This window comes from Microbacterium sp. (assembly GCF_040394595.1).
Classification (GTDB): Bacteria; Actinomycetota; Actinomycetes; order Actinomycetales; family Microbacteriaceae; genus Microbacterium.
This window is the reverse complement of record NZ_JBEBSA010000002.1, coordinates 1-22,860: the sequence shown is the minus strand read 5'-3', so window position 1 is coordinate 22,860 and position 22,860 is coordinate 1. Positions and strand designations below refer to the sequence as shown.

The window sequence follows — 22,860 nt, the reverse complement described above, 5'->3', positions numbered from 1 at the left end:
ATAACATCAATACAACCTATCCCGTACCCGACGAGGAGTACACAGCCATGAACAGGAAGAAGACCGCGATCGCGGCGGCGAGCATGGTGGCCGCCGCTGCGCTCGCCCTCACCGGATGCAGCGGCGGCGGCCAGGGCGGCGGCCGCGAGAAGCTGGAACTGTGGTTCTGGGGGGCGCCCCCGGCGCAGCAGAAGACGATGCAGAAGGTTCTCGTCGAAGGCTTCAACGCCTCGCAGGACAAGTACGAGCTCGAGGTGAACTTCGACAACGCGGTCGACAAGAACATCCAGGTCGCGCTCAGCGCCAACCGCGGACCGGACATCGTCTACGGCTCGGGCCCGGCCTTCTCCTCCGCCTACGCGGCCGAGGGCAAGCTCGCCGACATGACCCCGTACGCGGAGAAGTACGGCTGGAAGGACCGCATCCTCGACTCGATGTACGAGTCGGGCACCGTCGACGGGAAGCTCTACTCGCTGCCCAACTCGATCGAGGACATCGGCGTCTTCTACAACAAGAAGGTGCTCGACACCCTCGGCGTCGAGGTGCCGAAGGACTATGCCGACTTCGTGTCGGTGATGGACAAGGCCGCCGAGAAGGGGCTCTACTCCTCGGTCACCGGCAACCAGGGATGGAAGCCGGTCAACCAGAACTACATCTCGCTCTTCATGTCGCAGGTCGCGGGCGGGAAGACGATGTACGACGCGCTGCAGGGCACCATCCCGTGGACGGACCCCGCGCTCGTCAAGGCCGTGAACGACTCCGCCGACTTCTACAAGGCCGGATACCTGGGCGGCAAGGACTACCCCAACCTCAACTTCGACCAGTCGATGAAGCTGCTCAGCCAGGGCAAGTCGCCGTTCTTCATCGGGCCGAGCCTCGCCTTCCAGTTCGCGTCGAACTACTTCAACGACGACGCCGGCAACACCGCGGATCTCGGGTACATGGCGTTCCCGACGATCAACCCCGATCTGCCCAGCCCGTACTACACGCTCGGCACCACGGCCTCGCTGTCGATCAACGCGGCATCGAAGAACAAGGACGGCGCCGCCGAGGTCATCGACTTCATGATGACCGACAAGTTCGCCAAGGAGATGAACAAGACCTGGCCGGGTTACTGGGCGGTGCCGCTCAAGGACTTCGCGCTCGACGCCAAGGACTTCAGCGGACTCTCCCAGCCGTTCGTCACGGCGATGCACGAGACGATCTCCGGCGTCAACGAGGGCCACTACGGCTACTTCGTCGGCACGTTCTTCCCGCCGGCCACCGCGGCCGCGCTGACGGACATCGACTCGGTGTGGCTCGGCAACGTCACCGCGGAGCAGTTCCTCGCGAACGTGCAGAAGGTCTTCGAGGGCGAGAAGGCGAAGGGGCTGGTTCCGCCCCTCCCCGAGCCCGCCTCCTGATCGATCGGGTGCGGGTCCGCGCCACGGACCCGCACCCCGCATCCACCGTCGAAGGACATCTCATGCAGACCACCCTCGTGCCCGCCGTCGGGGCCCGCGGACGACGCCCGCGATCAGAGCCGTCGGGCGGAGCCCGCCGCGGAAGCCATTTCCGCAAGCAGACCCTGCGCAGCTACCTCCTGGTCGCGCCCGCGCTGCTGCTCTCGGTCGTGGTGGTCGTGATCCCGGGCATCCTCACCCTGCTCTTCGCGTTCACCGACTGGAACGGCATCGGCTTCGATCCCGCTTTCGTCGGGCTGAAGAACTTCCAGGAGATCCTCGCCGACCCGGTGTTCGCCACCTCGCTGACGAACAACATCACCTGGCTGGTGCTCTTCCTCACCGTCCCGGCGGTCATCGGCCTCCTCACCGCGGTGCTGCTGCTCAAGAGGAAGAGGATGCGGACCTTCTACCAGGTCATCTTCCTCATGCCGTACGTGCTCGCTCCCGTGGTGAACGCGATGGTCTGGCAGGCCATCATCTACAACCCCAACGGAGGCGTCTTCGGGCTCCTCGGCATCGCCCCTCCGACCGCGTCGCAGGGTACGGCGCTCTACGCCGCCGCGGCGGTCGACATGTGGCACTACTGGGGATTCCTCACCGTCGTGTACCTCGGCGCGATGAGGCAGACCCCGATCGATCAGGTCGAGGCGGCGACGGTCGACGGCGCCGGCAGCTGGAAGGTGTTCCTGCACGTCTACCTGCCCAGCATCCGTCCGACGCTGCTGCTGATGGGCGTGATGACGGTGATCTTCTCGTTCCTCGCCTTCGACTACGTCTACCTGCTCACCCAGGGGGGCCCGGCTCATTCGAGCGAGGTGATGGGCACCTACGCCTACGCCTTCGCGTTCTCGTCGTTCCAGTTCGGGAAGGCCGCCGCCGTCGGGCTCATCATGAGCTTCTTCGGGTTGCTCGCCTCGGTCGCCTACACCTGGATCAGCCGAAGGGACCTCGCCAAATGAGACGTCGCATCCGGCTCACCGTGAGCCATCTCGTGCTGGCGGTCTTCGCCGTCACCGCGCTCGTGCCGCTCGTGCTCGTCCTGCTGAACAGCTTCAAGAGCAACAGCGAGATCCTGGGCAACCCCTTCGTGCTGCCGAAGAGCCTGAGCTTCGAGAACTTCGCGACCGCCTGGGAGTACGGGCGGTTCTCCGAGGGGTTCGTCAACAGCATCCTGCTCACCGGGACCACCGTCGTGGTGGTGCTGATCTGCTCGGGACTCGCGGGATACGTGCTCGCGGGTCAGAAGGTGCGCACCTGGCCGCTCATCATGGTCTACTTCACGATGGCCATGACGGTGCCGGTGCAGCTGTTCATCTTCCCGCTCTACTCCGCGGCCGCCGGCGCCGGGCTCACCGACAACGTGTTCGTGGTGGGCGTGATCCTCGCCGCCATCAACATGCCCTTCGCGACGTTCCTGATGCGGACCTTCTTCCTCGGCGTGCCGGCGGAGATCGAGGAGGCGGCGCTGGTCGACGGCCTCAACACCTTTCAGCTCGTCACCCGTGTGCTGCTGCCGATGGTGCGCCCCGGGCTCATCACGGTCGGTGTGATCGTCGGTCTCAACGCCTGGAACGAGTTCCTCATCTCCTCGACCTTCCTGCAGGGCCGCGACACCAAGACCCTCACGCTCGGCTTCCTCACGATGAACGGCACGTTCAGCACGGACATCGGCACCATGATGGCGGGCGCGCTGATCCTCATCGTCCCGATCCTCATCGTGTTCATCGCCCTGCAGCGCTTCGTCGTGGACGGCATGGCCAGCGGGGCGGTCAAGGGATGAGCACGGTATCCCCTCTCGACGGCGCCTACGCGGAAAGGGTGTACGCGGGCGTCGTCGGCAAGCTCGTCGGCGTGTATCTCGGGCGCCCGGTGGAGGGGTGGCCCTTCGAGGACATCGACCGGCGGTTCGGCCTCATCGACCGCTACGTCAGCGCCGAGCTCGGCATCCCGCTCATCGTCGCCGACGACGACATCTCCGGGACCTTCGCGTTCGGCCGTGCCGTGGAGGACAACGCGGGGCGGGCGGTCGGCGCCCGCGAGGTCGGGCGGAGCTGGCTGAACTACATCATCGAGGACAGGACGATCCTCTGGTGGGGAGGCTACGGACGGTCGACCGAGCACACCGCCTACCTGAATCTGAAGGCGGGCGTCGACGCGCCCGAGAGCGGGTCCATCGCGGTGAACGGGCGGACCCTGGCGGAGCAGATCGGCGCGCAGATCTTCTCCGACGCCTTCGGCATGATGCTCCCGGGCGACCCCGCGGAGGCCGCCCGGCTCACGCGCGCCGCGGCGTCGGTGAGCCATGACGGCGTGGCGCTGGACGCCGCGGCGTTCTTCGGCGCGATGCGGGCGGAGGCCTTCGGCACGGCCGATCTGGAGGCGCTGATCGAGACCGGCCTCCGAGAGGTCGGAGACGCCCGGCTGCGGCTCCTCGTCGAGGACGTCGTCGGCCGGGTGCGCGAGGGCGACGACTGGCGCGACACCCGCGCCTGGGTCGACGAGAACTATGGCTACGCCCGCTACCCCGGCCCCTGTCATGCGCTGTCGAACTCCGCGATGGTGATCGCCGCGCTGCGCGCCGCGGGCGACGACTTCGGGAAGGCGGTCGCGATCGCCTCCTCGGTGGGCTTCGACACCGACAGCAACGCGGGGACCATCGGATGCCTCAACGGGATCCGCCTGGGCCTCGACGCCATCCCGGCCGCGCTGCGCGACCCTGTCGCGGACCGGGCGGTCGTGGTCAGTGCCGACGGCGGCGAGGCGATCACCGATGCGGCGAAGGAGGCTCGCCGGATCATCGGCTCGGCGCACCTGCTGCGCGGGACTGAGCAGCCGGCGGGTCCGGAGGCGCGCTTCGACTTCGGTTTCCGGGGCTCCCGGCACGGCTTCACCGGATGCCCGCACCTGGGCACCGGCGGAGAGGAGGTCGGCAACCCCGACGGGCGAGGCCTGCGGGTCTCCTGTCCGATCGGGGGCCCGACGTCGGTGTCGACGCCCACCTTCCTCGATCCGGCCGACGCGATGGCGAACTTCTCCACGGTCGCGAGCCCCACGCTCTACCCGACCAGCGAGGTCGCCGTGCGCATCCGCGCGGACCGGCCGGTCGCCGTGCGCCTCTTCGCCCTCTATGACGACGGGCTGGGCTCGGTGCTCAGCCGGTTCGGCGACGAGGTCGTCGTCGAGCAGCCCCAGGACGTCGCGTGGCGCGTGCCGGCGGTCGGCAACCTCGTCCCGTTCCGCCTCGGCCTCCAGGCATCGCCCGTGCAGGCCGGTGCCGAGCTCGTGGTCGAGCGCGTGGACTGGCGGGGCGCTCCCGACGACTTCCGCCAGCGCGGCGTGCTGCTCTCGTCGATCTGGGACACCCACCCCGCAGCGCTCGCCCCCTGGGTCAGCTCGGCGCGCAACTGGGAGGCGGACTTCGGCAGCAGCTACTGCGTGTCGCATCCCGGCGACGACGGCGTGGTCACGATCGGCTCGCGGGACTGGACCGACTACGCGGCCGCCTCCACGCTCACGCTCTCCCTGCACCGCACGGCCGGGCTGGTCGTCCGCTCCCGCGGGCATCGCGACTACACCGCGGGCGTGTTCTCCGGGGGAGAGGCGCTGCTGGTCGACCGCTGCGGAGACGAGCGGCGGGTGCTCGCAGCGGTGCCGTTCGACGTCCCCCTCGACACCCGGCTGCAGGTCGAGCTCCGATGCGTCGGCGACGAGGTCGTCCTCTCGGTCGACGGGAGCGAGGTGGCCCGCGGCGTCACCTCCCGCCGAGGAGGCGGCGGCGCCGGGTTCCTCGTCGAGCGCGGCACGTTCACCGCCGACGGCTTCGCCATCCTCCGCCGGGAGACCGACTCCCCGCGGCATCCGACTTCCTCAGGAAAGAAAGAAAGGCAACGAATATGAGCGCCACCCCAGGCAAGTGGGAGAGCTTCTCGATCAACACCAAGCCGGCCGAGGGCTTCCCCGCACCGACGGGCTACGTCGACGTCACTCCCCAGCTGCGTGAGGCGGTCAGCGGTGCGGTAGAGACGGGCGTGCTGCATGTCTTCGTGCCGCACACCACCTGCACGATCATCTTCAACTCCGGTGTCGACGGGACCACGCTGCAGGACATCCGCCTCTTCATCGAGCAGTCGATCCCCGTGGACCGCCCCTTCGTGCACCTGCACGACGGTCCGCAGGACGCCGCGGCGCACGTGCGCCTGGTCTTCGGCGTGCAGTCGCTGCAGCTGCCGATCGTCGACGGCGAGCTCGGCATCGGGCACAGTCAGGGCGTCTACCTGCTGGAGCTCGACGGGCCGCGTGACCGCACGATCCAGTACGCCGTCCAGGGCTTCTGATGCCGCTGCTCGGTGTCCGCGGTGGCCTCTCGGTCGACCATCTGGTCGCCGAGGGGCGCGGCGCCGCCTTCGACCAGCTGGGTGGTCCCGCGGTCTTCGCGGCGCTGGGCGGCCGGCTGGTGGAGGGGGTCGGCGTGCGGGTCGCGACGGGCCTGCCGGACGACGAGCCGCGGTTCGCCGCGCTCTTCGACTCCCTCGGCATCGACCGCGGGTCCAGCATGCCGACGCCGACCGTCCCGCGGCTGTGGATCCTCGACTCCCGCGCCGGTCGTCGGATCGTCGACGTGGCACCACCCTCCGCCGTCGAGCTCGAGACGTCGGCGCCGACCGTCGCACCGGCGAACGACGACCCGATCACGCCCGAGGGCTTCTATCCCCGCCTGGCGGCTCTGCTCGACTCCTCGCCGCTGCGGCGTCCCGCGGCGGCCGCGTCGACGATGGTCGGGATCGATCCGCATCAGGTTCCGTTGCAGCGCGACGGCATGGACTACCTCCGGCGGGTCGCGTGCGCGGGCGACGTGCTCCTGCCCAGCCGGGTCCAGCTCGCCCTGATCGACGGTGACGTCCGCGCCGCCGCTCGCCGCATCTCCGACGAGCTGCAGGTGTCGGTGGTCGCGCGTCTCGATCGCGAGGGGATGGTCGTGATCATGCCTTCGCAGGAATGGATCGTTCAGGATCGCGACGTCGAGGTGCGCGAGACCACCGGCGCCGGTGACTCGTCCGCGGCCGCCATCATGGCCGCCCTCGCGGTCGGCGCCGACCTCGTCACCGCCGCGATGTTCGGGGTGTCGGTGGCGCGGATCGCGCTCGCCGGATGGGGAGCCGAGGCGCTCATCGCGGCCGAGCCGCTCTCCGCGCCGTCCAACGGCGTGATCGCCAGACAAGAGAAAGAGAAATGATGTCCCACCACTCCCACCTCGACCGCATCGCCGACGCCCTGGAGGTCGTGCCCGATGTCGTCCCGGCGGTGTCCGCGCCGGTCCGTTCCGCGGTCTTCGTCGGCTCCGGCGATTCGCTGTCCTCGGGCCTGCTGGCACAGGCCCACGGGCACCGTGCCATGTCCTCCGGTGACATCACCTTCATGGGACGCCTCCCGGTCGGTGCGGAGACCGTCGTGGGGATCTCCCACTCCGGTACCTCGGGTGCCACCGTGCGCGCGCTGCGCCTGGCTCGCGAGAACGGCATGCGCACGGTCGCGATCACCTCGAACGGCGACTCCCCCCTCGCCGAGGCGGCCGACGAGGTGCAGCTTGTCCCCTCCCTGCCGCTCGACGAGACCGTGCCCTGCGCCGGGCATCTGATGCTGGGTCTCGGCGTCGCCGCCGTCTGCGGCGAGGACGTGTCCGGCGCCACCGGGGCACTGGCCGCCGACCTCCGCACCCGCGGCGCACTGCTGGACGCGGTCGTGGAGACGCTTCCTTCGGAGGCCCCGGCCGGCATCGCCCTGCTCTCGCTGCCCGACCTGCGCGGCGCGGCGGACTTCTGGATGCTCAAGCTCATCGAGGCGACGGGCGTCTCCGTGCGCACCACGGCTCTGGAGGAGTCGGGGCACGTCGACTACTTCATCGGACCGCAGGCGCAGCTGGTGGTGCAGTTGATCGGGGAGCACGGGGCCGGACGGTTCGAGCGGCTCGCGACGGCGCTCGAGCACACCGGGCAGACGGTCCTCCCGGTGCGGGTGCCCGTCGTCGCCGAGGGCGTGCTGCACGAGCTGGCCGGTGCGGCGCTGGGAACGGTGGTCGCCGAGGCGGCTGCCGCGCGCTGGGGCCGTCCGCCGTTCCGCGGCGGCGCCGTGAACATGGACGCCAGCCACATCAAGCTCGACGGGCACGCCGTCGTCTGATCATCCGCAGCCATGAGCCCCGACTCCGGTTAGGTCCTATGGTTATAATCACCTAGGACGATACGTCCGGAGGAGGGGGCTCATGGGGACGGAGACGGATGCGCATCCGTTGGCGGCGCTGGCGAGACCGGTCGATCGCTCCTCGCCGATGCCGGCGTGGGCGCAGGTGCACCGCGACCTGAAGGGCCTCATCGAGCAGACCTCCGAGATCGGCGAGCAGCTGCCGACCGAGATCGACATGGCGGCGATCTACGGCGTGAGCAGGATCACCGTGCGGCAGGCGCTCTCCACCCTCGCGCAGGACGGCTACATCGAGAGGCGCCAGGGGGCGGGCACGTTCGTGACCGACCGGCCGCAGCTCGTGCAGCACGACTTCGGGCTGATGACCCCCTGGCGGGACCGGTTCCGCGCGGCGGGGGAGGACGCCATGTCCCTGCACCTTCAGGACCGGGCCCCGGAGCCGGAGCCGGCGGAGCTGGCGTCCGAGCTGAGCGCCGAGGAGCGCGAGGGCGAGAAGCTGCACATGAAGCGGCTGCACGTGGTGAACGGACGCCCGATCGGCATCACCGACTCCTGGGTGCGCGGCCGCGCGGCCCGGGAGCTGGCAGGGAGGCCGCTCGTGGAGGGCTCGCTGTCGAAGACCATGACCGAGCTGGGCATCCGGAGCACCGAGACGCATCACTTCCTGGAGGTGCGGGTGGTCAGCCGTGCGGAGGCCGCGCTGCTGCAGACCGGTGAGGAGGGCACCCTCTTCGTCGACTGGTCGATCGGCCGGGCCGACGGCGAGCTCGTCGAGACCTCGCGCACCGTCTGGCTCGGGACACGGGTGCGGTTCCACTACGCCACGACCCCCTGACCCGGGGGCGGGGTCGGGGTCCCGGGTCCGGGTCCCGGTGTCTCGTTTTGCGGAGGGTGTCCCGTTTCGCGGGTGGATCCGTCTGGTCTGTCCGGTTTTCGTGACGGGGTCCGGGATTCGGGCGGTCTAGTCCCGGGGGTGTCTCGTTTTGCCGAGGGTGTCCCGTTTCGCGGGTGGATCCGTGTGGTCTGTCCGGTTTTCGTGACAGAGCGTGGGATTCGGGCGGGCACGGACCCGGTCAGGATCGCTGCGGGCCGATCCGCAGCGGATGCGAGGCGAAGTCGAGGATCGTGTAGCGGCCGCAGGAGATCGTCACATCGGCGGCCGCCCCGCCGGGCAGCGCCCAGGGCGTCGACTGCGCGTCCTGCACGAGGAATGTCAGCTCGCCGGCGGCGAAGTCCGTGCGGTTGACGAGCCAGGCGTACCCGTTCAGGGCGTGGTCGACCTGCACGAGCCGGGAGGGATCGGGAAGGTGCAGCTTCGGCAGCCGCACGGTCCAGAACTGCCCGCCGCCGATGCGGCCGGAGGACGACACCCAGGAGGTCACGCAGTCGAGGTCGCGGTCCTCTGCCGCCGCGGCGCCGGAGAGCCGCGGGATGCTGATCGCCGACAGCACCAGCAGCACCGCACCGCAGGCGGCGGCGACCGTGCGCACCACGATCCTCGGGATCCGTACAGTGCGGGGTGACGCGACGAGGCCCAGCAGCGGCGCGAACACGACCGGCTGCAGATAGCGCCCGGCGTGGGTGCCGAGCGCGATCGCGCCGACGACCACGACGAGGGGGATCAGCCACCCGGCCGCGGCGATGAGTCGTGCGCCGCCGACGCCTCGCCGCGTGCGGGCCACGCAGAGGGCCACCATCCCGAGCACGAACACGGCCGAGAGGATACCGCCCGGTGAGGAGACCCTCTCCGCGAGCAGTCCGCCGTAGTAGCCCAGCGCGACGCCCCATTGCGAGGGGTTCGCATAGCCAGCGCCGCTGTTCGCGATCCATGCCGAAAGCGGAATACGAAGGAGGAAGCCGATGAAGGACCCTCCGCAGAGTGCGAGGAGCGGTGCGAGCGCCCCCGTCGTGCGACGCAGCAGGCGCGCGGCGAGCAGCAGCGCGAGGGGCGCGGTGGTCCATGCGGCGTACAGCGGATTCGAGAGGGTGGAGATCGCGGCGACCGCCCCCAGCGCGATGACGGAGGCGCGGCGCGGGTGCTCGACCGTCCGCCCGACCAGCCCTGCCGAGACCAGCATCGCGATGACCGTCGCCGAGTAGTAGGTCGTGGTCAGCAGCAGCGACGCCGGTTCGAACGCATCGCGCGACGACGAGGTCTCCGTCACGGCGAGCAGTCCGAAGGCCCCGGTCGCGAGCAGTGCCCATGCCACCGGCGCGCGGCCGGGAGTGCTGCGTCCCGCGGCGAGTCGGAGCGCCCCGTAGAGCGCGAGCACGTTGACGACGGCGCTCACCGCGAGCAGCCCGTCGACGGCGAGCCAGGGCAACGTCGCCCTGAGCAGGGCGAAGACGGCGACCTCGGGTATGAAGAGCACGCTGGAGAACGCCCAGTCCTGCGGCTGACCCTCGAAGAGCGACCTCGTGAACAGTGCCACGATCAGAGAGTCGCCGTCGCGGAAGAGAAGCCCGGCTCGCGCCGTCGACGCCACCTGTGCGACGACCGCGAGGGCGATCGCCAGCGCGGCGGCCCAGCCTCCCGCCTCCCGCCAGCCCCGTGTCATGGGACAACTCTCGCATCCGCGGCGACGGGGACCCGCACCAGCGCCGATGACGGTTCGGCATGGAGTCGCCGCCTGTGATCCGAGAGAGGACTAGTACCTATCCCATTCCCCCTTCGTTCAGGGGCCAATCTCCCGCCGATCCGATGGTACCTGTGCCCCGCTCGTCGAGACTGGGGCTGCCCGACGGCACCCGAAGCCGTCGGACCCTCAGCGCGCCGTCGGATCGTCCACGGCGCCGTTCCACGAGATAGGGAGAGCTATGACCGCTTTCGATGAGACCGAGAGGTCGACGAAGGACGCCGCGGCGTCCGCCGTCTCGCGCCGCACACTCGTCAAGGGCGCCGCATGGTCGGTGCCCATCGTGGCGGCGACCGTCGCCGTGCCGGCCCATGCCGCATCTCCGGACGCCTGCGCGGGAAACGCAGTGAACCGGGCGAACAAGTATCTGGGCGCGCGCCGCTTCGTCACCCTTCCCGCGTGCGCGCGCAGGGTCGACTACATCGTCGCCGGCGGTGGAGGCGGCGGAGGCATCGGCCACTCCAGAGGGTCGATGATCACCGGGTCGCTCAGCGTTCAAGGCGGGGAGAGGTTCGATCTCGTCGCCGGTGCCGGCGGCCTCATCCGAGGACAACTGGCGTTGCAGCGCGCGACGGGCTACAACGACGGGGGAATGGGGACGACCTACTGGGACACGGAGACCCAGCAGACGCTCGCTGCCGGCGGGGGAGGCGGAGCCAGTTCGGCGCTCGTCCTCCTGGCGCCGATCGGAAGCGGCTTGAGCAACATCCCCCTGATCGTCGCCGGAGGCGGGGGCGGCTCCGGATGGGCCACGGCCTGGAGCGTGAACGGCGACGACGCCGGCTGGCTCGGGGGCCGGGCCGGTGTCGGCGCAGACGGGGAGCCCACGCAGAGCGTGGCGGGCGACGCGTCGATGAACGCCGAGAAGAACCCCCCGGGGCCGATGGTGGTGCCCCTCACCGAGTTCGGCTACCACGGCGAGAGCGCATCGTCGACGGCGGCCGGTCAGGGGGGCCTCGTCTCACTGAGCGGCCAGGGGGCGGGCTGGCCGCAGCCCGCGGGCCTGCCGGGCGGAAACGGCAGTTCCACCAACGGCTGGGGCGGCGATGCCCCGGCGTCGAACAGCAAGAGCAATCCGACGGCCAAGGCCAACGCCAGGTTCGGCGGTGCCGGCGGCGGGGGCGGCGGCTGGTTCGGCGGCGGCGCGGGCGCGACCCTCTGGATGGAGAACCAGTCGGGCGTCGGCGGAGGCGCCGGCGGTGGCGCGGGTTCCAACTACTACGGAGGCACCGTCAAGGGCGGCCCCGCCGTCTCCGTCCGCACGGTCTCGCTCCCCTTCCCGACCGACGTCACTCTGTCCGACGTCTCGCTGAGCGAGGAAGGCTACCGTCCGGGCTACGTGTACATCGCCTGGTCCTGATCCCGATGCGGCGCCGCGCGGTCCTCGCTCGGCGCCGCATCGGACTTCTCTCCGGGCACATCCTCAGTGCCGCGGCCGTCTGAATATTCACGGTCGACGACGGTCGTCTGCGGCCCTCCTCAAATGTCCTGGAATTGATATATCGTCGCGATAACGCCGGAGTGGCGTGTTCAGCGTGGGGGTCTCGGCAGGGGAGGGCCGGTGTGAAGGGAATGGCGACATGCGCGCGTCGACGCCTGAGGAGCACGGCGGATCGGGGACCGTCGGCTTCATAGACCGGCCGCGACTGTATCGGATCCTCGACGGTCGCGACCTCCGGGTGTGCGTGGTGCAGGCGCCGACCGGGAGCGGCAAGACAGCGCTGCTCAAGGGGTGGATCCGCTCCCACCGGCGGGAAGAAACCGTGCTCTGGCTCTCCTTGAGCGACGCCGTGAGGTCGCGGCTGGCGTTCTGGCAGCAGGTGACCGTGGCCGCGGCGAGGCTGGGCCTGATCTCGGAGAAGGACGCCGACCAGGCGACGGCTCGTCTCCGGGCGGGTGTCGATCCGGTGCGCATCGCGGCCGCATTGCTCGAGGACACCGGGCCTGTGACGATGGTCTTCGACTCGTGGGAGCACCTGCGAGAGGCGATGTCCGTCGTCGACGCCGATCTGCTGCGGCTGCTCGCCGAGTGCTCCGAGCTCCGTGTGGTGATCGCGTCGCGGGCGATCACCTCGATGATGCGCGCCGACACCGTCGGATGGGGCGTGCTGGGGGAGAGCATCGCGATCACGCTGAGGGAGCTCGTCTTCGACGTGGACGAGATCCGGCAGCTGATCCGCGTCCGCGCGGGTGTCGATGATCCCCGGCTCGCATCCGCGGTGGCGCAGGCGACGCGGGGGCTGCCGTTCGTCGTCGGCTCGGTCGTGCTCGCCCTCGCCCAGCGCGGCGCGGTGCCGACACTGGGGTCCACCGACTGGGATGCGGTCGTCGCCGCACGCCTCGAGTCCCTGCTGCCGGAGACCGTGCCCGGCGCGTTCGTCGCCGACGTGGCGGTGCCCCCGTTCGTCGACGCCGGGCTGGCGCACCGGCTCACGGGACATCCGCGGCCCGTCGAGCTGCTCAACGAGCTGGAGCGACTCGGATTCGGCTACTGGATACCCTATGCAGCGCGCCGCGCGGTGTTCCAGTTCGTCGAGGCGGTGCGCGCGGCGTTCCGCTCGCGCGGCCGCGAAGACCCGGCCCGCCTGCGCCGGCTACTGTCGGAGACCGCGCGGTGGCTGGTGGACAACGGCGAGAGCGGTCACGCGCTGAGCTTCGCCGTTCAGGCGGAGGACTTCGCGCTCGCCGAGGGGATCTTCGTGTCCCTGGTCGTGACCGACCCGGAGACGTACATCACCCCGCGGTATCTCCCCGTGCTGCGCCAGGTGCCCGAGGAGGCGCTCCCCTGGCATCCGATGCTCGCCTTCGGGCTGGGTCTGGCCCTTGCGGCGAACGCCGCCCAGCGGCTGGAGGCCCCGAGGATCTTCCGGATCGCCGCGACCCCGACCCCGTCGCCCTCGCCGACGGAATCGGCCGTCGATCGGTTCACGACCGCGGGGATGCATGCGGTGGCCCATCGTCTCGCGTTCGACTTCGAGACCTCGGCGGAGGCGAGTGCTGAGGCGATCGGCCTGCTGGACGACGCGGATCCGGCCGTGCTGCGGGAGTACGGCGAGCACGTCAGCACGATCGTCCGCCAGCTCGCCTACTCGATGTTCCAGGGCGGGAGGGTGGATGCCGCGCTCCACGCGCTCACCCGGTACATGCCGTTGTTCGTCTCGGAGGCCGCTCGCAACTACTCCCTGGAGTACGTGGCGGGCTTCCAGGCGCTCGCCGGAGACCTCCGTGCCGCCCGGAGGGTGTACGACACGGTCGACCGCGGCGAGTGGGTCGAGGAGCTCCGGCGCGGATATCTCGGCAGCATGGGGGCGATCATGAGGGCGGAGGAGGCTTTGGAGGGGGGCCGCTACCGGGACGGGCTCCACCTCGTGGATGACGCGTCGAAGTCGGCGCCCCTCGCCGAGTTCTGGCCCTTCTTCACCGCGCTGTCGGTGCGCGCTCGCACGCGGCTGGGAGAGGGCGGCCCGGAGGTCCGCCGCGTGCTGCGAGAGCTCGACGGCGCGACGCCACCCGGGTTCGGAGACAACCTCGGCTCCGATCTGCTGCATTCCGCGCTGGTCCACGGCCTCCGCGCCGCCGGCCGCGTGCCGCAGGCCGTCGCATTGATCGAGCCGCTGCGGGAGAGCCCGCATCTGGCTGCGGCGCGCATCGCCGTGCTCCTCGACACCGGGCGGGCGGAGGAGGCGCTCGACGGCGCCGAGAGCGCATTGCGGCTGCGCGGGCACACGATCCGATCGCAGGCGCAGACCCACACCTTCGGAGCGGCGGCCGCCCTGAGGGCCGGTCGTCCCGATCTCGCCGGTGAGTGGCTCGACGAGGCCGCGGTCGCGTGGGAGGTCTACGGCGTGCGGGATCACGTGTTCGACCTCGCCGCCCCCGACCTCGGCGCGCTTCGGAAGGCGAGGTCGTCGGCGACGGCCCAGCGGTATCTGAGCACGACGGACGTGCCTGCGCTGCGTCGTGAGGCCGCCGCGGTGGTGTTGAGCGCGCGGGAGCTGGTGGTGCTGGAGGCCTTCACCCGATACGGCAACGTGCGGGATGTGGCCGAGCACCTGGTCGTCTCCCCGCACACCGTCAAGAACCAGCTGCAGGGCATCTACCGCAAGCTCGGCGTGTCCTCGCGGGGTGCCGCTCTCGAACGCGCGCATGAGCTCGGTCTCCTCTCCGACTGACCGGGACTAGTACACGGACTAATCTCCGCGCCCAGAGGGATCAATCCCGCCGGCATCCCGGGCCGCGCGTCTCTCCGCCGCAAAAACTTGACGAGGTCGAGCGCATCCGATGCCTCGCCAGCCATCCGCCCCGCGGCATCGCTGCGGTGCCCTGCCCAGGAGATTTGGGGAAACTATGACCAGCTTCGATCAGCGCGTCGCGCGAGAGGAGGCGACGCCGCAGACGACGGTCTCGCGACGGACGATCGTGAAGGGTGCCGCGTGGTCGGTGCCGATCGTGGCGGCGGCGGTGGCGGTACCCGCGTATGCGGCATCGCCGGACTGCGCGGGCACCGCCACGGTCACGGCGAACGACTACGAGAAGGGCGTGCTGACGGTCACGCTGCCGGCCTGCGCGCGGACGGTGAGCTACGTCGTCCTCGGTGGTGGCGGCGGTACCGCGCAGAACGTCTCCTACTCCGGCTGCGGGGCGAAGATCACCGGGACCCTCGCCGTCAGCGGCGGTGAGGTGCTCACCCTGGTCGCCGGCGGCGGTGGCGGCAACCGCGGCATGGCTCCGGTTCGGGCGACCGGCTGGGGCGACGGCGGCATGGGAAGCGTCTACTACGACACCGCTCTCGGGCGCGACAACTTCGCCGCGGGAGGCGGGGGCGCGGGATCCGCGATCCTCCTCGGCGCCGACCCGTCGACCAGCGGCACGCCGCTGATCGTCGCCGGCGGCGGTGGCGGCATGCCGTTCGCGACGTCGTGGGCCCAGAGCGGCCCCGACGCCTACTGGCTCGGTGCGAACGTGGGCTGGGGCGGCTCGGCGGAGCCCGCCCAGGACAACATCGGCGACGGCGGCATCTCGGAGACCCCCATGGGCACGACGATGACCGAGATCGCGCGGCACGGAGTGCCCGGCACTCCGACGGCGGCGGGGGCCGGAGGGCTCGCCGAGCTGAGCGGCGCTCCCCTGGCGCGCGGCCTCGCGGGCGGCGCCGCGTCGGGTCACGACGGCGGAGACGCCGCAGCCGTCGACGTGCGCACCGACTCGGAGACGCTGTTCCTCAGCACCGGCGGCGCGGGCGGTGGCGGCGGCGGATGGTACGGAGGCGGCGCCGCGGCGACCGTGTGGACCGTGGACAAGCCCCATGGTGCCGGCGGCGGCGGCGCGGGGGCCTCGAACTACTACGGCGGAGCCACGCCGGGCGCTTCGGCCAACGTCGGAAGCGTGTCCATCCCCTACCCGACCGATGTCTGGATCGGGTCCTGGGATCGCAACCCCGCGGGCTTCGTCCTGGGCTCCGTGACCATCAGCTGGTCCTGATCCCCGGATCGGCGACGCCGATCCCCCTGACCCCGGTGCGGCGCCGGACATCCCTGTCCCGTCCGGCGCCCCACCGGTCATTTTCAATTCATGTCCGCGTATCGCGGAATCTGCCTCAGAGGAAAGAAGAAGGACATGACAGACAGTGCATCGCCCTCCACCCCCATCCCCCGTCGGACGATCGTGAAGGGCGCCGCCTGGTCGGTGCCGATCGTGGCGGCGGCGGTGGCCGTGCCCGCGTATGCGGCATCGCAGAACTGCGCGGGCACCGCGACCGTGTCGCCGAATCTCTACGACCGCGGCGTGCTGACGGTCACCCTGCCTGCGTGCGCCCGGACGGTGAGCTACGTGGTGGCCGGCGGGAGCGGCGGCGGCGGCGTCGGCGCCCGCAGGGGATCGATGGTCACCGGCACCCTCAGCGTGAGCGGCGGCGAGACGCTGACCCTCGTGGCCGGCGCGCCGGGCATGAACCGCGAGGAGGGGCTACCGTCGCGTGCCCTGGGGTACGGCGACGGCGGACTGGGCACCAGCTACTACAGCGTGGATCAGGGCAAGGACCTCTTCGCCGGAGGTGGCGGCGGTGCCGGTTCCGCGCTCCTCCTCGGTTCGGACTACGCCTCCGGCACCCCGCTGATCGTCGCCGGAGGCGGCGGCGGATCCGGCTGGGCCACGGCTTGGGGCAATGACGACTATTGGTTCGGCGGCCGGGCCGGATACGGCGGCGAGGGTGAACCGAATCAGGACATCGCGGAGGATGCGGCGATGAACGCCCAGCCGAACCCTCCCGGAGAGATGGTGGTGCCCCTCAGCGAGTTCGGCTACCACGGCATGTACGCCACGCACACGGCGGCAGGCGCGGGCGGCCTCGTCTCACTGAGCGGGCAGGGAGCCGGGTACCCGCAGCCGGCAGGCCTGCCGGGAGGCGACGGCGTCGGACGACGCGGCGGTGACGGACCGGCGACCGATCTCCGGGCCGATCCGACCCAGGAGAACGTCCGATACGGCGGCGGTGGCGGCGGTGGCGGCGGCTGGTTCGGCGGTGGCGCGGGCGCGACACTCTGGATGGCCGCCCAGTCCGGGGCGGCGGGTGGCGCCGGCGGCGGCTCGGGCTCGAACTACTACGGCGGTGCGGCGCCGGGCGCCCCCGCGACCGCTGGGACGGTGTCCATCCCCTATCCGTCCAACATCGAGGTGAGCTCCGTCCCCGAGGAGCCCGGCGTCATCTACAAGGGCTTCCCCGGCCGCTTCCCGGGGATCGTGACCATCTCCTGGTCCTGATCCCCGCCCGAGATCCCCGTGTGGTGCCGGTACCCCCTGTACTCCCGGCGCCACACGGGCCCCATTCCCCCCCGGATGAAGCTCCGCGGTCCACCCCAGCCGCGGAGACGAGACGCGAAGGACACACCTTCCATGACCCCTGAATCCTCCCCCCGCACGCCCGTCGCACGCCGCACGATCGTCAGAGGCGCTGCCTGGTCGCTCCCCGTGATCGCCGCGGCCACCGCGGTCCCCCGCGCGGTCGCCTCCGGTGGGCTGGCCCTTTCCTTCGATCGCTCCACGTACCCGGTCGACCCATGGACGCCGTTCACCTCGACGGTCTCCGCAGTCCGGGACGGAGCCCCGGCCCCCGGAGAGTCGGTGACCGTCACGGTCACCGATGGCCTGATCTTCCCCGATGGGACCTCCCGCTATACGGGGGTGACCGACAGCAACGGGAGCCTCGCGCTGCCTCCGCTCTCCCCGCCGAGCACAGGCGGCGCCTTTCAGATCTCCGCGACGCTGACGGCCGAGGCCGGGATTCGCAGCACCACCGCGACCGCAGCGGGCACCCGCGGGGACACGGCATCCGGCCCGGTCCCCGTTCCTGCGGCACGATCGCACCGGCGCTCCGGTTGACCCAGCGAGCTTCATCGATGTCCGGGACGAGGATCTGGCGTGGCCCCCAGCCTGTGCGATCCCTCTCGGCCACGGTGCGAGTGCCGGGGGGCTCTCGTGCCGGGAGGGGCTGGTCCGTCGCTCGACGGATCGGCCTCTCCGAACCCTCGGAGCGATCGTCGAGAAGAGGAGGATCCTCGTGATGCCGGAATCGTTCGTTCCCTCGAAGGCGCCCGAGCACCGGGCATGGTCGCGCACCCTCGCGGACGAGGTGATCCGCAGCGCGCTCCCCGGCGGCGCCGAGGTGCCCCGAGTCCGGCGCGAGGAGCTGTTGCGGGGCGTCCCTTCCGATGAGCCGGCCGTCTTCGCCGCCCGGCTGATGGTCGCCGTGCGGGGCGACTCGGAGGAGGCGGTCGAGAGGATGCTCGGGGCGGGGAGGGGGCCGTATCGAGGAGCCCCCTCCGGAGCGACGATGGCACTGGATGCGGCGGTCGCCGAAGCGCGGATCCTGCTGGGCGACGCTGCCGGAGCGCTCGGACACGCGAATGAACTGCGTGAGCGCGCCCTCTACACCGGCGACGCGCTGTGGAACGCCCGTTCCGCGGGCCTGCTCGCGGCGGCTTCGGCGTTGAACGGGATGATCGGCCGGGCGGAGGCCGCCCTCATCGCAGGGGAGGCCGTCTCCCGCAGATCGGGCTGGCAGGCGGAGGACGCCGACCCCTTCGGGCTGCTCGCCGAGACCGTGATCGGCATCGTCACCTCCGACAAGGAGCGCCTCGCCCGAACCATCGCGCGCATCGACGACGCGACCACGCGGAGGCCGAGCCTCCGGGCTCTCCGCGACCTCGCCCGTGCGGTGCATCTGCTGGACACCGGGGAGGACCATCGCGCCATGGCCCTCACCGTCCGGATCAGCCAGGCCCTGAGCGCCTCCGGCGTGCCCCGGATCGCACGACAGGCCGCGGTGCAGATGCAGGCGCAGATCTTCCTGCGGCGGGGGGAGCCGCTCACGGCTCTCCGGGCTCTCGACGGCATCGACCTCACACCCGGTCATCTTCCCTGTGCGAGCACGACGCGTGCGCTCGCGCTGCTGCAACTGGGCGACCATCGTCGTGTGCTGGCGGAGACCCGCGACTGCGTCCGTCGTCGTCGCACCCACAACCTGCTGGTCTTGCCGACGACTCTGCTGGTGCGTGCCGTCGCGCAGCTCCGCCTCGGCCGCCACGAGGCTGCGCTGCATTCGGCGGGGGACGCCTTCGGGCTGGCCGCGGCATCGACGCGTGCGGGCCGATTGGCGCTGATCCCGCGCGGGGACCTGGCGGACCTCCTCGATCTCGTGACGGAGAGCGCGCCGGAGTTCGGCACGGAGGTCGCGGAGCTCCGACGGCTCGCCGGGCCTGTCCCGGCGACCGAGGTGTCCTCCGCGCCGCGCCTCTTCGGCCAGCTCAGTGCGAGGGAGCGGGCCGTCGCGGATCATCTCGACGATGCACAGCCTCTTGCGGGGATCGCCGGCGCGCTGAATCTCTCGATCCACACCGTGAAGACTCACACGAAAGCGATCTACCGCAAGCTCGGAGTCGCCTCCCGTGAAGAGGCGATCGATCTCCTCGCGAGGATCGGCTACTTCGAGAGCTGAGACCCGGCACATGACATTCGTCGCTCGACTCCTCGATGCGGACGCACCCTTCGCCTTCCTCGTGGGCGTGCTGCTGATCCTCATGGTGATCCTGGTGGTCGGCGTACTCCGGCAGCTGCGTCGACACCGGTATCGGGCGATAGCGACCATCGGCGGCCACGCGCAGGAGCACGTCCGCGATCTGCTCCTGACGTTCGTCGAGGAGCGGTCCGTCGACGGGAGGTCGGCGGTGGAGCTCAGGCCGTTCTGGAGTGACAAGGACCTGTCCACGGCGGACCGCCATGTCGTGATCGTGCCGTTGCTCCAACGCGGGCTCCTCCTTCCCGCCCGTCCGGGGGCGAGAGGCGTGCGCCTCCTCCGGGAGCTGCTCCCGCGCACCTTCGCCGGACCTCCGGCCTATGTGCGGCCCGGAGCGGTGCAGGAGCGTTCCCGCAGCGAGGCCGGTCATCATGTGTTTCGCGACGGTGAGCCCTCTGTTTCGCGTCACCCGCGTACGCCCTCGACCTCGACCCGTAGAATGGACCGGTAACTGCCCGCCTGAGCCGGAAGGCCCGACGAGCGTGAGGAGCCGCTTATGCTGATGCTCCTCGTCGTGTTCCTCGTGGGGGCCCTTCTGCTCCCCGCGCTGGTCCGATGGCTGGGAGCTCAGGGGTTCGCGGTCGGCGCCCTCGTCCCCGCAGCGGCCTTCATCCACGCGCTGGCGCTCACCCCGCAGGTGCTCGAGAAGGCGCCGGAGGAGCGGATCCACTGGATCCCCCAGCTCGGACTCGACATCTCCATGCGCATGGACGTGCTGAGCTGGGTGCTGACGCTCATCGTCACCGGTGTGGGCGCGCTGGTGCTGCTGTATTGCCGCTGGTACTTCCACGGCGAGTCGCGCGAGGTCGCGCTGTTCGCCGGCGTGCTGCTCGGCTTCGCCGGGGCGATGTACGGGCTGGTGCTCACCGACGACCTCATCATGCTGGTGATGTTCTGGGAGGTCACCAGCATCCTGTCCTACCTGCTCATCGGGCACTACCGCCGCCGTGCGGCCAGCCGACGCGCCGCACTGCAGGCGCTCCTGGTCACCACGCTCGGCGGTCTCGTGCTCTTCGTGGGGGCTGTCCTGCTCGTCGTCGACACCGGCACCGGCAGCATCCGCGAGATCCTCGCGGCCGCGCCCACCGGACCCCTCGTCGACGCCGCGATCGTGATGCTGCTGGTCGGCGCGATCAGCAAGTCGGCGATCTTCCCCTTCCACTTCTGGCTGCCCGGCGCCATGGCCGCGCCGACCCCCGTCAGCGCGTACCTGCATGCGGCCGCGATGGTGAAGGCGGGCATCTATCTGATCGCGCGCTTCGCCCCGGTCTTCGCCGCCTCCGCCCCGTGGCGGCCGCTGCTCATCACCCTCGGCGTCTTCACGATGCTGCTCGGCGGCATCCAGGCGTTGCGCGAGACCGACCTGAAGCGCATCCTCGCGTTCGGCACCGTGAGCCAGCTCGGCTTCTTCGCGGTCGTGATCGGCTTCGGCACCCAGGCGGCCGCCCTCGCCGGCCTCGCGCTCGTGATCGGCCACGCGCTCTTCAAGTCGGCGCTGTTCCTCATCGTCGGCGTGATCGACCGTCAGCTCTCCACCCGCGACATCCGCGAGCTCTCCGGCGTCGGGCGGCAGGCACCGGTGATGGCGACGGCGGCGTTCATCTCGGTCGCCTCCATGATGGGCATCGCCCCCACGATCGGCTTCGTCGCGAAGGAGTCGACGCTCACCGCCCTCCTCGACGCCGCCGCATCCGGCGAGCCCTGGGGTCTCGTCGCCCTCATCGGCGTCGTGGCCGGGTCCATGCTCACCGCGGCATATGGCGTGCGTTTCCTCTGGGGTGCGTTCTGGCGCAAGAAGGACGCCGAGGGTGCCCGGATGCCTGACACCGCCTGGCCGGACCCGCCCGTGGGGTTCCTCGCGGCGCCGATCCTCCTCGCGGGCGCCACGCTCGCCGTCGGGATCGGCTCGCCCGCCCTCGACCACGTGCTGCAGGGCTACGCCCTCACCGCCCCGGACGACGCGCACGGTCCCGGTCACCTCGCGCTCTGGCACGGGTTCGAGCCCGCGCTGGGCATCTCGATCCTGTCGATCCTCCTCGGGATCGGGCTCTTCCTGCTCACCCGCCGCACGGGATGGGACACGAAGCCGAGACTCATTCCGTTCACGGCATCCGATGCCTACTACCTCGTGATGCGCGGCGTCGACCGGCTCTCGGTGCTGACCACGACGCTGACGCAGCGCGGCTCGCTGCCCGTCTACGTCGGCACGATCTTCATCGTGGTCGTCGCCGCCGAAGCCACCGTGCTCGTCGCCGCGATCCCCGACGAGCTGACGCTCTCGGGGTGGCACACGACCGCGCAGATCGTCGTCGCGCCGATCATGGCGGCGGCGGGCGTCTTCGCCGTGCGCGCGCAGAAGCGCTACACGGGTGTCGTGCTCGTGTCGGTCACCGGCCTCGGCATGATCGTGCTGTTCGCCACCAGCGGCGCCCCCGATCTGGCGCTCACGCAGATCCTCGTCGAGACCGTCACGATGGTGACCTTCGCCCTGGTGCTCAGGCGGCTGCCGGCGCGGATGGGCGAGCACAACGCCTCGGTCGGCCGCATCCCCCGGGCCCTCCTCGGCGTCGGCGTCGGCGTCACCATGGCGTTCGTCGCGATCGTCGCCACGCAGGCGCGGATGACCGAGCCCATATCTCTCGCGTTCCCGGAGCTCGCCTACGAGTACGGGCACGGCAGGAACGTCGTGAACGTCGCGCTCGTCGACCTCCGCGGCTGGGACACGATGGGGGAGCTCAGCGTGCTGGTGCTCGCAGCCACGGGCGTCGCCTCGCTCGTGTTCGTCACGCACCGCGCCGACCTGCTCTCCGCCACCCGGGCGCTGCCCGCGACCAAGCGGCGTCGCACCCTGCGCCGTCCGCTCGTAGAGACCTCGGACGGCCTGCGCTTCGAGACCGCGGAGAACGGCTCCCACGCCCGCGCCTGGCTGATCGGCGGTCAGCAGATGAAGCCGGAGAACAGGTCCATCCTGCTCGAGGTGATCGTGCGGATCCTGTTCCACACCGTCATCGTCGTCTCGATCTTCCTGCTCTTCGCCGGTCACAACGGACCGGGCGGCGGCTTCGCGGGCGGTCTCGTCGCGGGCATGGCGCTGGTGATGCGGTACATCGCCGGGGGCCGATGGGAGCTCGGCGCCGCCGCGCCCACCGACGCCGGGCGCCTGCTGGGCACCGGGCTCATCCTCGCGGTCGGGAGCGCCGTGGTGCCGCTGTTCTTCGGCATGGCCCCGCTCGAGAGCGTGGTGTGGGAGGCCGAGGTGCCCGTGCTGGGCCACCTGGAGTTCGTCTCCTCGACGGTCTTCGACGTCGGCGTGTACATCGTCGTGATCGGCCTGGTGCTCGACGTGCTCCGCAGCCTCGGCGCCGAGGTCGACCGTCAGGCGCAGGACATGCGCGCACGGGGGGTGAGCGTCTGATGGACGTCTCGCTGACCCTCATCGTGATCATGGCCGTGCTCTTCGCCTGCGGCGTCTACGCGATGCTCGAGCGCAGCCTCACCCGCGTGCTCATCG

The 22,860-nt window shown here is 70.7% G+C and carries 17 protein-coding genes and 1 pseudogene; 17 read left to right on the top strand and 1 reads right to left on the bottom strand.

Translation table 11 applies throughout. The annotated features are described in order from the left end of the window. Window positions 1-47 precede the first annotated feature (47 nt). The 8 genes from ABWO84_RS02850 to ABWO84_RS02815 all read left to right on the top strand — a co-directional run bounded on the left by ABWO84_RS02850 (window position 48) and on the right by ABWO84_RS02815 (window position 8,478). Window positions 48-1,403 (top strand): ABC transporter substrate-binding protein, encoded by a 1,356-nt coding sequence (locus ABWO84_RS02850; RefSeq protein ID WP_353112338.1) that lies wholly within the window; start codon window positions 48-50, stop codon window positions 1,401-1,403. A gap of 62 nt (window positions 1,404-1,465) precedes the next feature. After that, on the top strand, window positions 1,466-2,404 hold the full coding sequence (locus ABWO84_RS02845; RefSeq protein ID WP_353112336.1) for a carbohydrate ABC transporter permease: 939 nt from the start codon (window positions 1,466-1,468) through the stop codon (window positions 2,402-2,404). Continuing rightward, complete coding sequence (locus ABWO84_RS02840; RefSeq protein WP_353112334.1) at window positions 2,401-3,225, top strand: carbohydrate ABC transporter permease; 825 nt, start codon at window positions 2,401-2,403, stop codon at window positions 3,223-3,225. Before ABWO84_RS02845 ends, ABWO84_RS02840 begins: the two co-directional genes overlap by 4 nt. Then, complete coding sequence (locus ABWO84_RS02835; RefSeq protein WP_353112332.1) at window positions 3,222-5,342, top strand: ADP-ribosylglycohydrolase family protein; 2,121 nt, start codon at window positions 3,222-3,224, stop codon at window positions 5,340-5,342. Before ABWO84_RS02840 ends, ABWO84_RS02835 begins: the two co-directional genes overlap by 4 nt. Continuing rightward, window positions 5,339-5,779, top strand: coding sequence for a secondary thiamine-phosphate synthase enzyme YjbQ (locus ABWO84_RS02830; RefSeq protein WP_353112330.1), 441 nt, complete (start codon window positions 5,339-5,341; stop codon window positions 5,777-5,779). The genes ABWO84_RS02835 and ABWO84_RS02830 overlap by 4 nt, the downstream gene beginning before the upstream one ends. Continuing rightward, window positions 5,779-6,678 carry a PfkB family carbohydrate kinase gene (locus ABWO84_RS02825; protein WP_353112328.1) on the top strand — a complete coding sequence of 300 codons (900 nt, stop codon included), beginning with the start codon at window positions 5,779-5,781 and terminating at the stop codon, window positions 6,676-6,678. Before ABWO84_RS02830 ends, ABWO84_RS02825 begins: the two co-directional genes overlap by 1 nt. Then, a complete protein-coding gene (locus ABWO84_RS02820) occupies window positions 6,678-7,622 on the top strand; it encodes an SIS domain-containing protein (RefSeq protein ID WP_353112326.1) in 945 nt (314 codons plus the stop codon). Before ABWO84_RS02825 ends, ABWO84_RS02820 begins: the two co-directional genes overlap by 1 nt. Window positions 7,623-7,704: 82 nt before the next feature. Then, window positions 7,705-8,478, top strand: a complete 774-nt coding sequence (locus ABWO84_RS02815; RefSeq protein ID WP_353112324.1) for a GntR family transcriptional regulator — start codon at window positions 7,705-7,707, stop codon at window positions 8,476-8,478. Between the two features lie 238 nt (window positions 8,479-8,716). Here ABWO84_RS02815 and ABWO84_RS02810 read toward each other — a convergent pair whose 3' ends face one another. Further along, window positions 8,717-10,201, bottom strand: a complete 1,485-nt coding sequence (locus ABWO84_RS02810; protein ID WP_353112322.1) for a hypothetical protein — start codon at window positions 10,199-10,201, stop codon at window positions 8,717-8,719. A 259-nt stretch (window positions 10,202-10,460) separates the two neighbouring features. On the opposite strand from ABWO84_RS02810, the gene ABWO84_RS02805 reads away from it, so the two are divergent. The 9 genes and pseudogenes from ABWO84_RS02805 to ABWO84_RS02765 form a co-directional block, all read left to right on the top strand. Then, on the top strand, window positions 10,461-11,639 hold the full coding sequence (locus ABWO84_RS02805; protein ID WP_353112320.1) for a hypothetical protein: 1,179 nt from the start codon (window positions 10,461-10,463) through the stop codon (window positions 11,637-11,639). A 220-nt stretch (window positions 11,640-11,859) separates the two neighbouring features. Further along, complete coding sequence (locus ABWO84_RS02800; RefSeq protein WP_353112318.1) at window positions 11,860-14,451, top strand: LuxR C-terminal-related transcriptional regulator; 2,592 nt, start codon at window positions 11,860-11,862, stop codon at window positions 14,449-14,451. Window positions 14,452-14,626: 175 nt separating this feature from the next. Continuing rightward, window positions 14,627-15,760, top strand: coding sequence for a hypothetical protein (locus ABWO84_RS02795; RefSeq protein WP_353112316.1), 1,134 nt, complete (start codon window positions 14,627-14,629; stop codon window positions 15,758-15,760). A 135-nt stretch (window positions 15,761-15,895) separates the two neighbouring features. Beyond that, the gene (locus ABWO84_RS02790; RefSeq protein ID WP_353112314.1) at window positions 15,896-17,038 is read left to right on the top strand and encodes a hypothetical protein; all 1,143 of its coding nucleotides are present in this window, start codon (window positions 15,896-15,898) and stop codon (window positions 17,036-17,038) included. Between the two features lie 132 nt (window positions 17,039-17,170). After that, window positions 17,171-17,656: a hypothetical protein gene (locus ABWO84_RS02785; protein WP_353112312.1), complete on the top strand. Its 486-nt coding sequence runs from the start codon at window positions 17,171-17,173 to the stop codon at window positions 17,654-17,656. 181 nt (window positions 17,657-17,837) lie between these two features. Next, window positions 17,838-19,271, top strand: coding sequence for a LuxR C-terminal-related transcriptional regulator (locus tag ABWO84_RS02780; RefSeq protein WP_353112310.1), 1,434 nt, complete (start codon window positions 17,838-17,840; stop codon window positions 19,269-19,271). 10 nt (window positions 19,272-19,281) lie between these two features. Then, window positions 19,282-19,800, top strand: coding sequence for a hypothetical protein (locus ABWO84_RS02775; RefSeq protein ID WP_353112308.1), 519 nt, complete (start codon window positions 19,282-19,284; stop codon window positions 19,798-19,800). Between the two features lie 45 nt (window positions 19,801-19,845). Next, window positions 19,846-22,764: a Na+/H+ antiporter subunit A gene (locus tag ABWO84_RS02770; protein WP_353112306.1), complete on the top strand. Its 2,919-nt coding sequence runs from the start codon at window positions 19,846-19,848 to the stop codon at window positions 22,762-22,764. Further along, window positions 22,764-22,860, top strand: a pseudogene (locus ABWO84_RS02765) (Na(+)/H(+) antiporter subunit C); the annotation flags it as partial. The gene ABWO84_RS02770 and the pseudogene ABWO84_RS02765, both read left to right, overlap by 1 nt.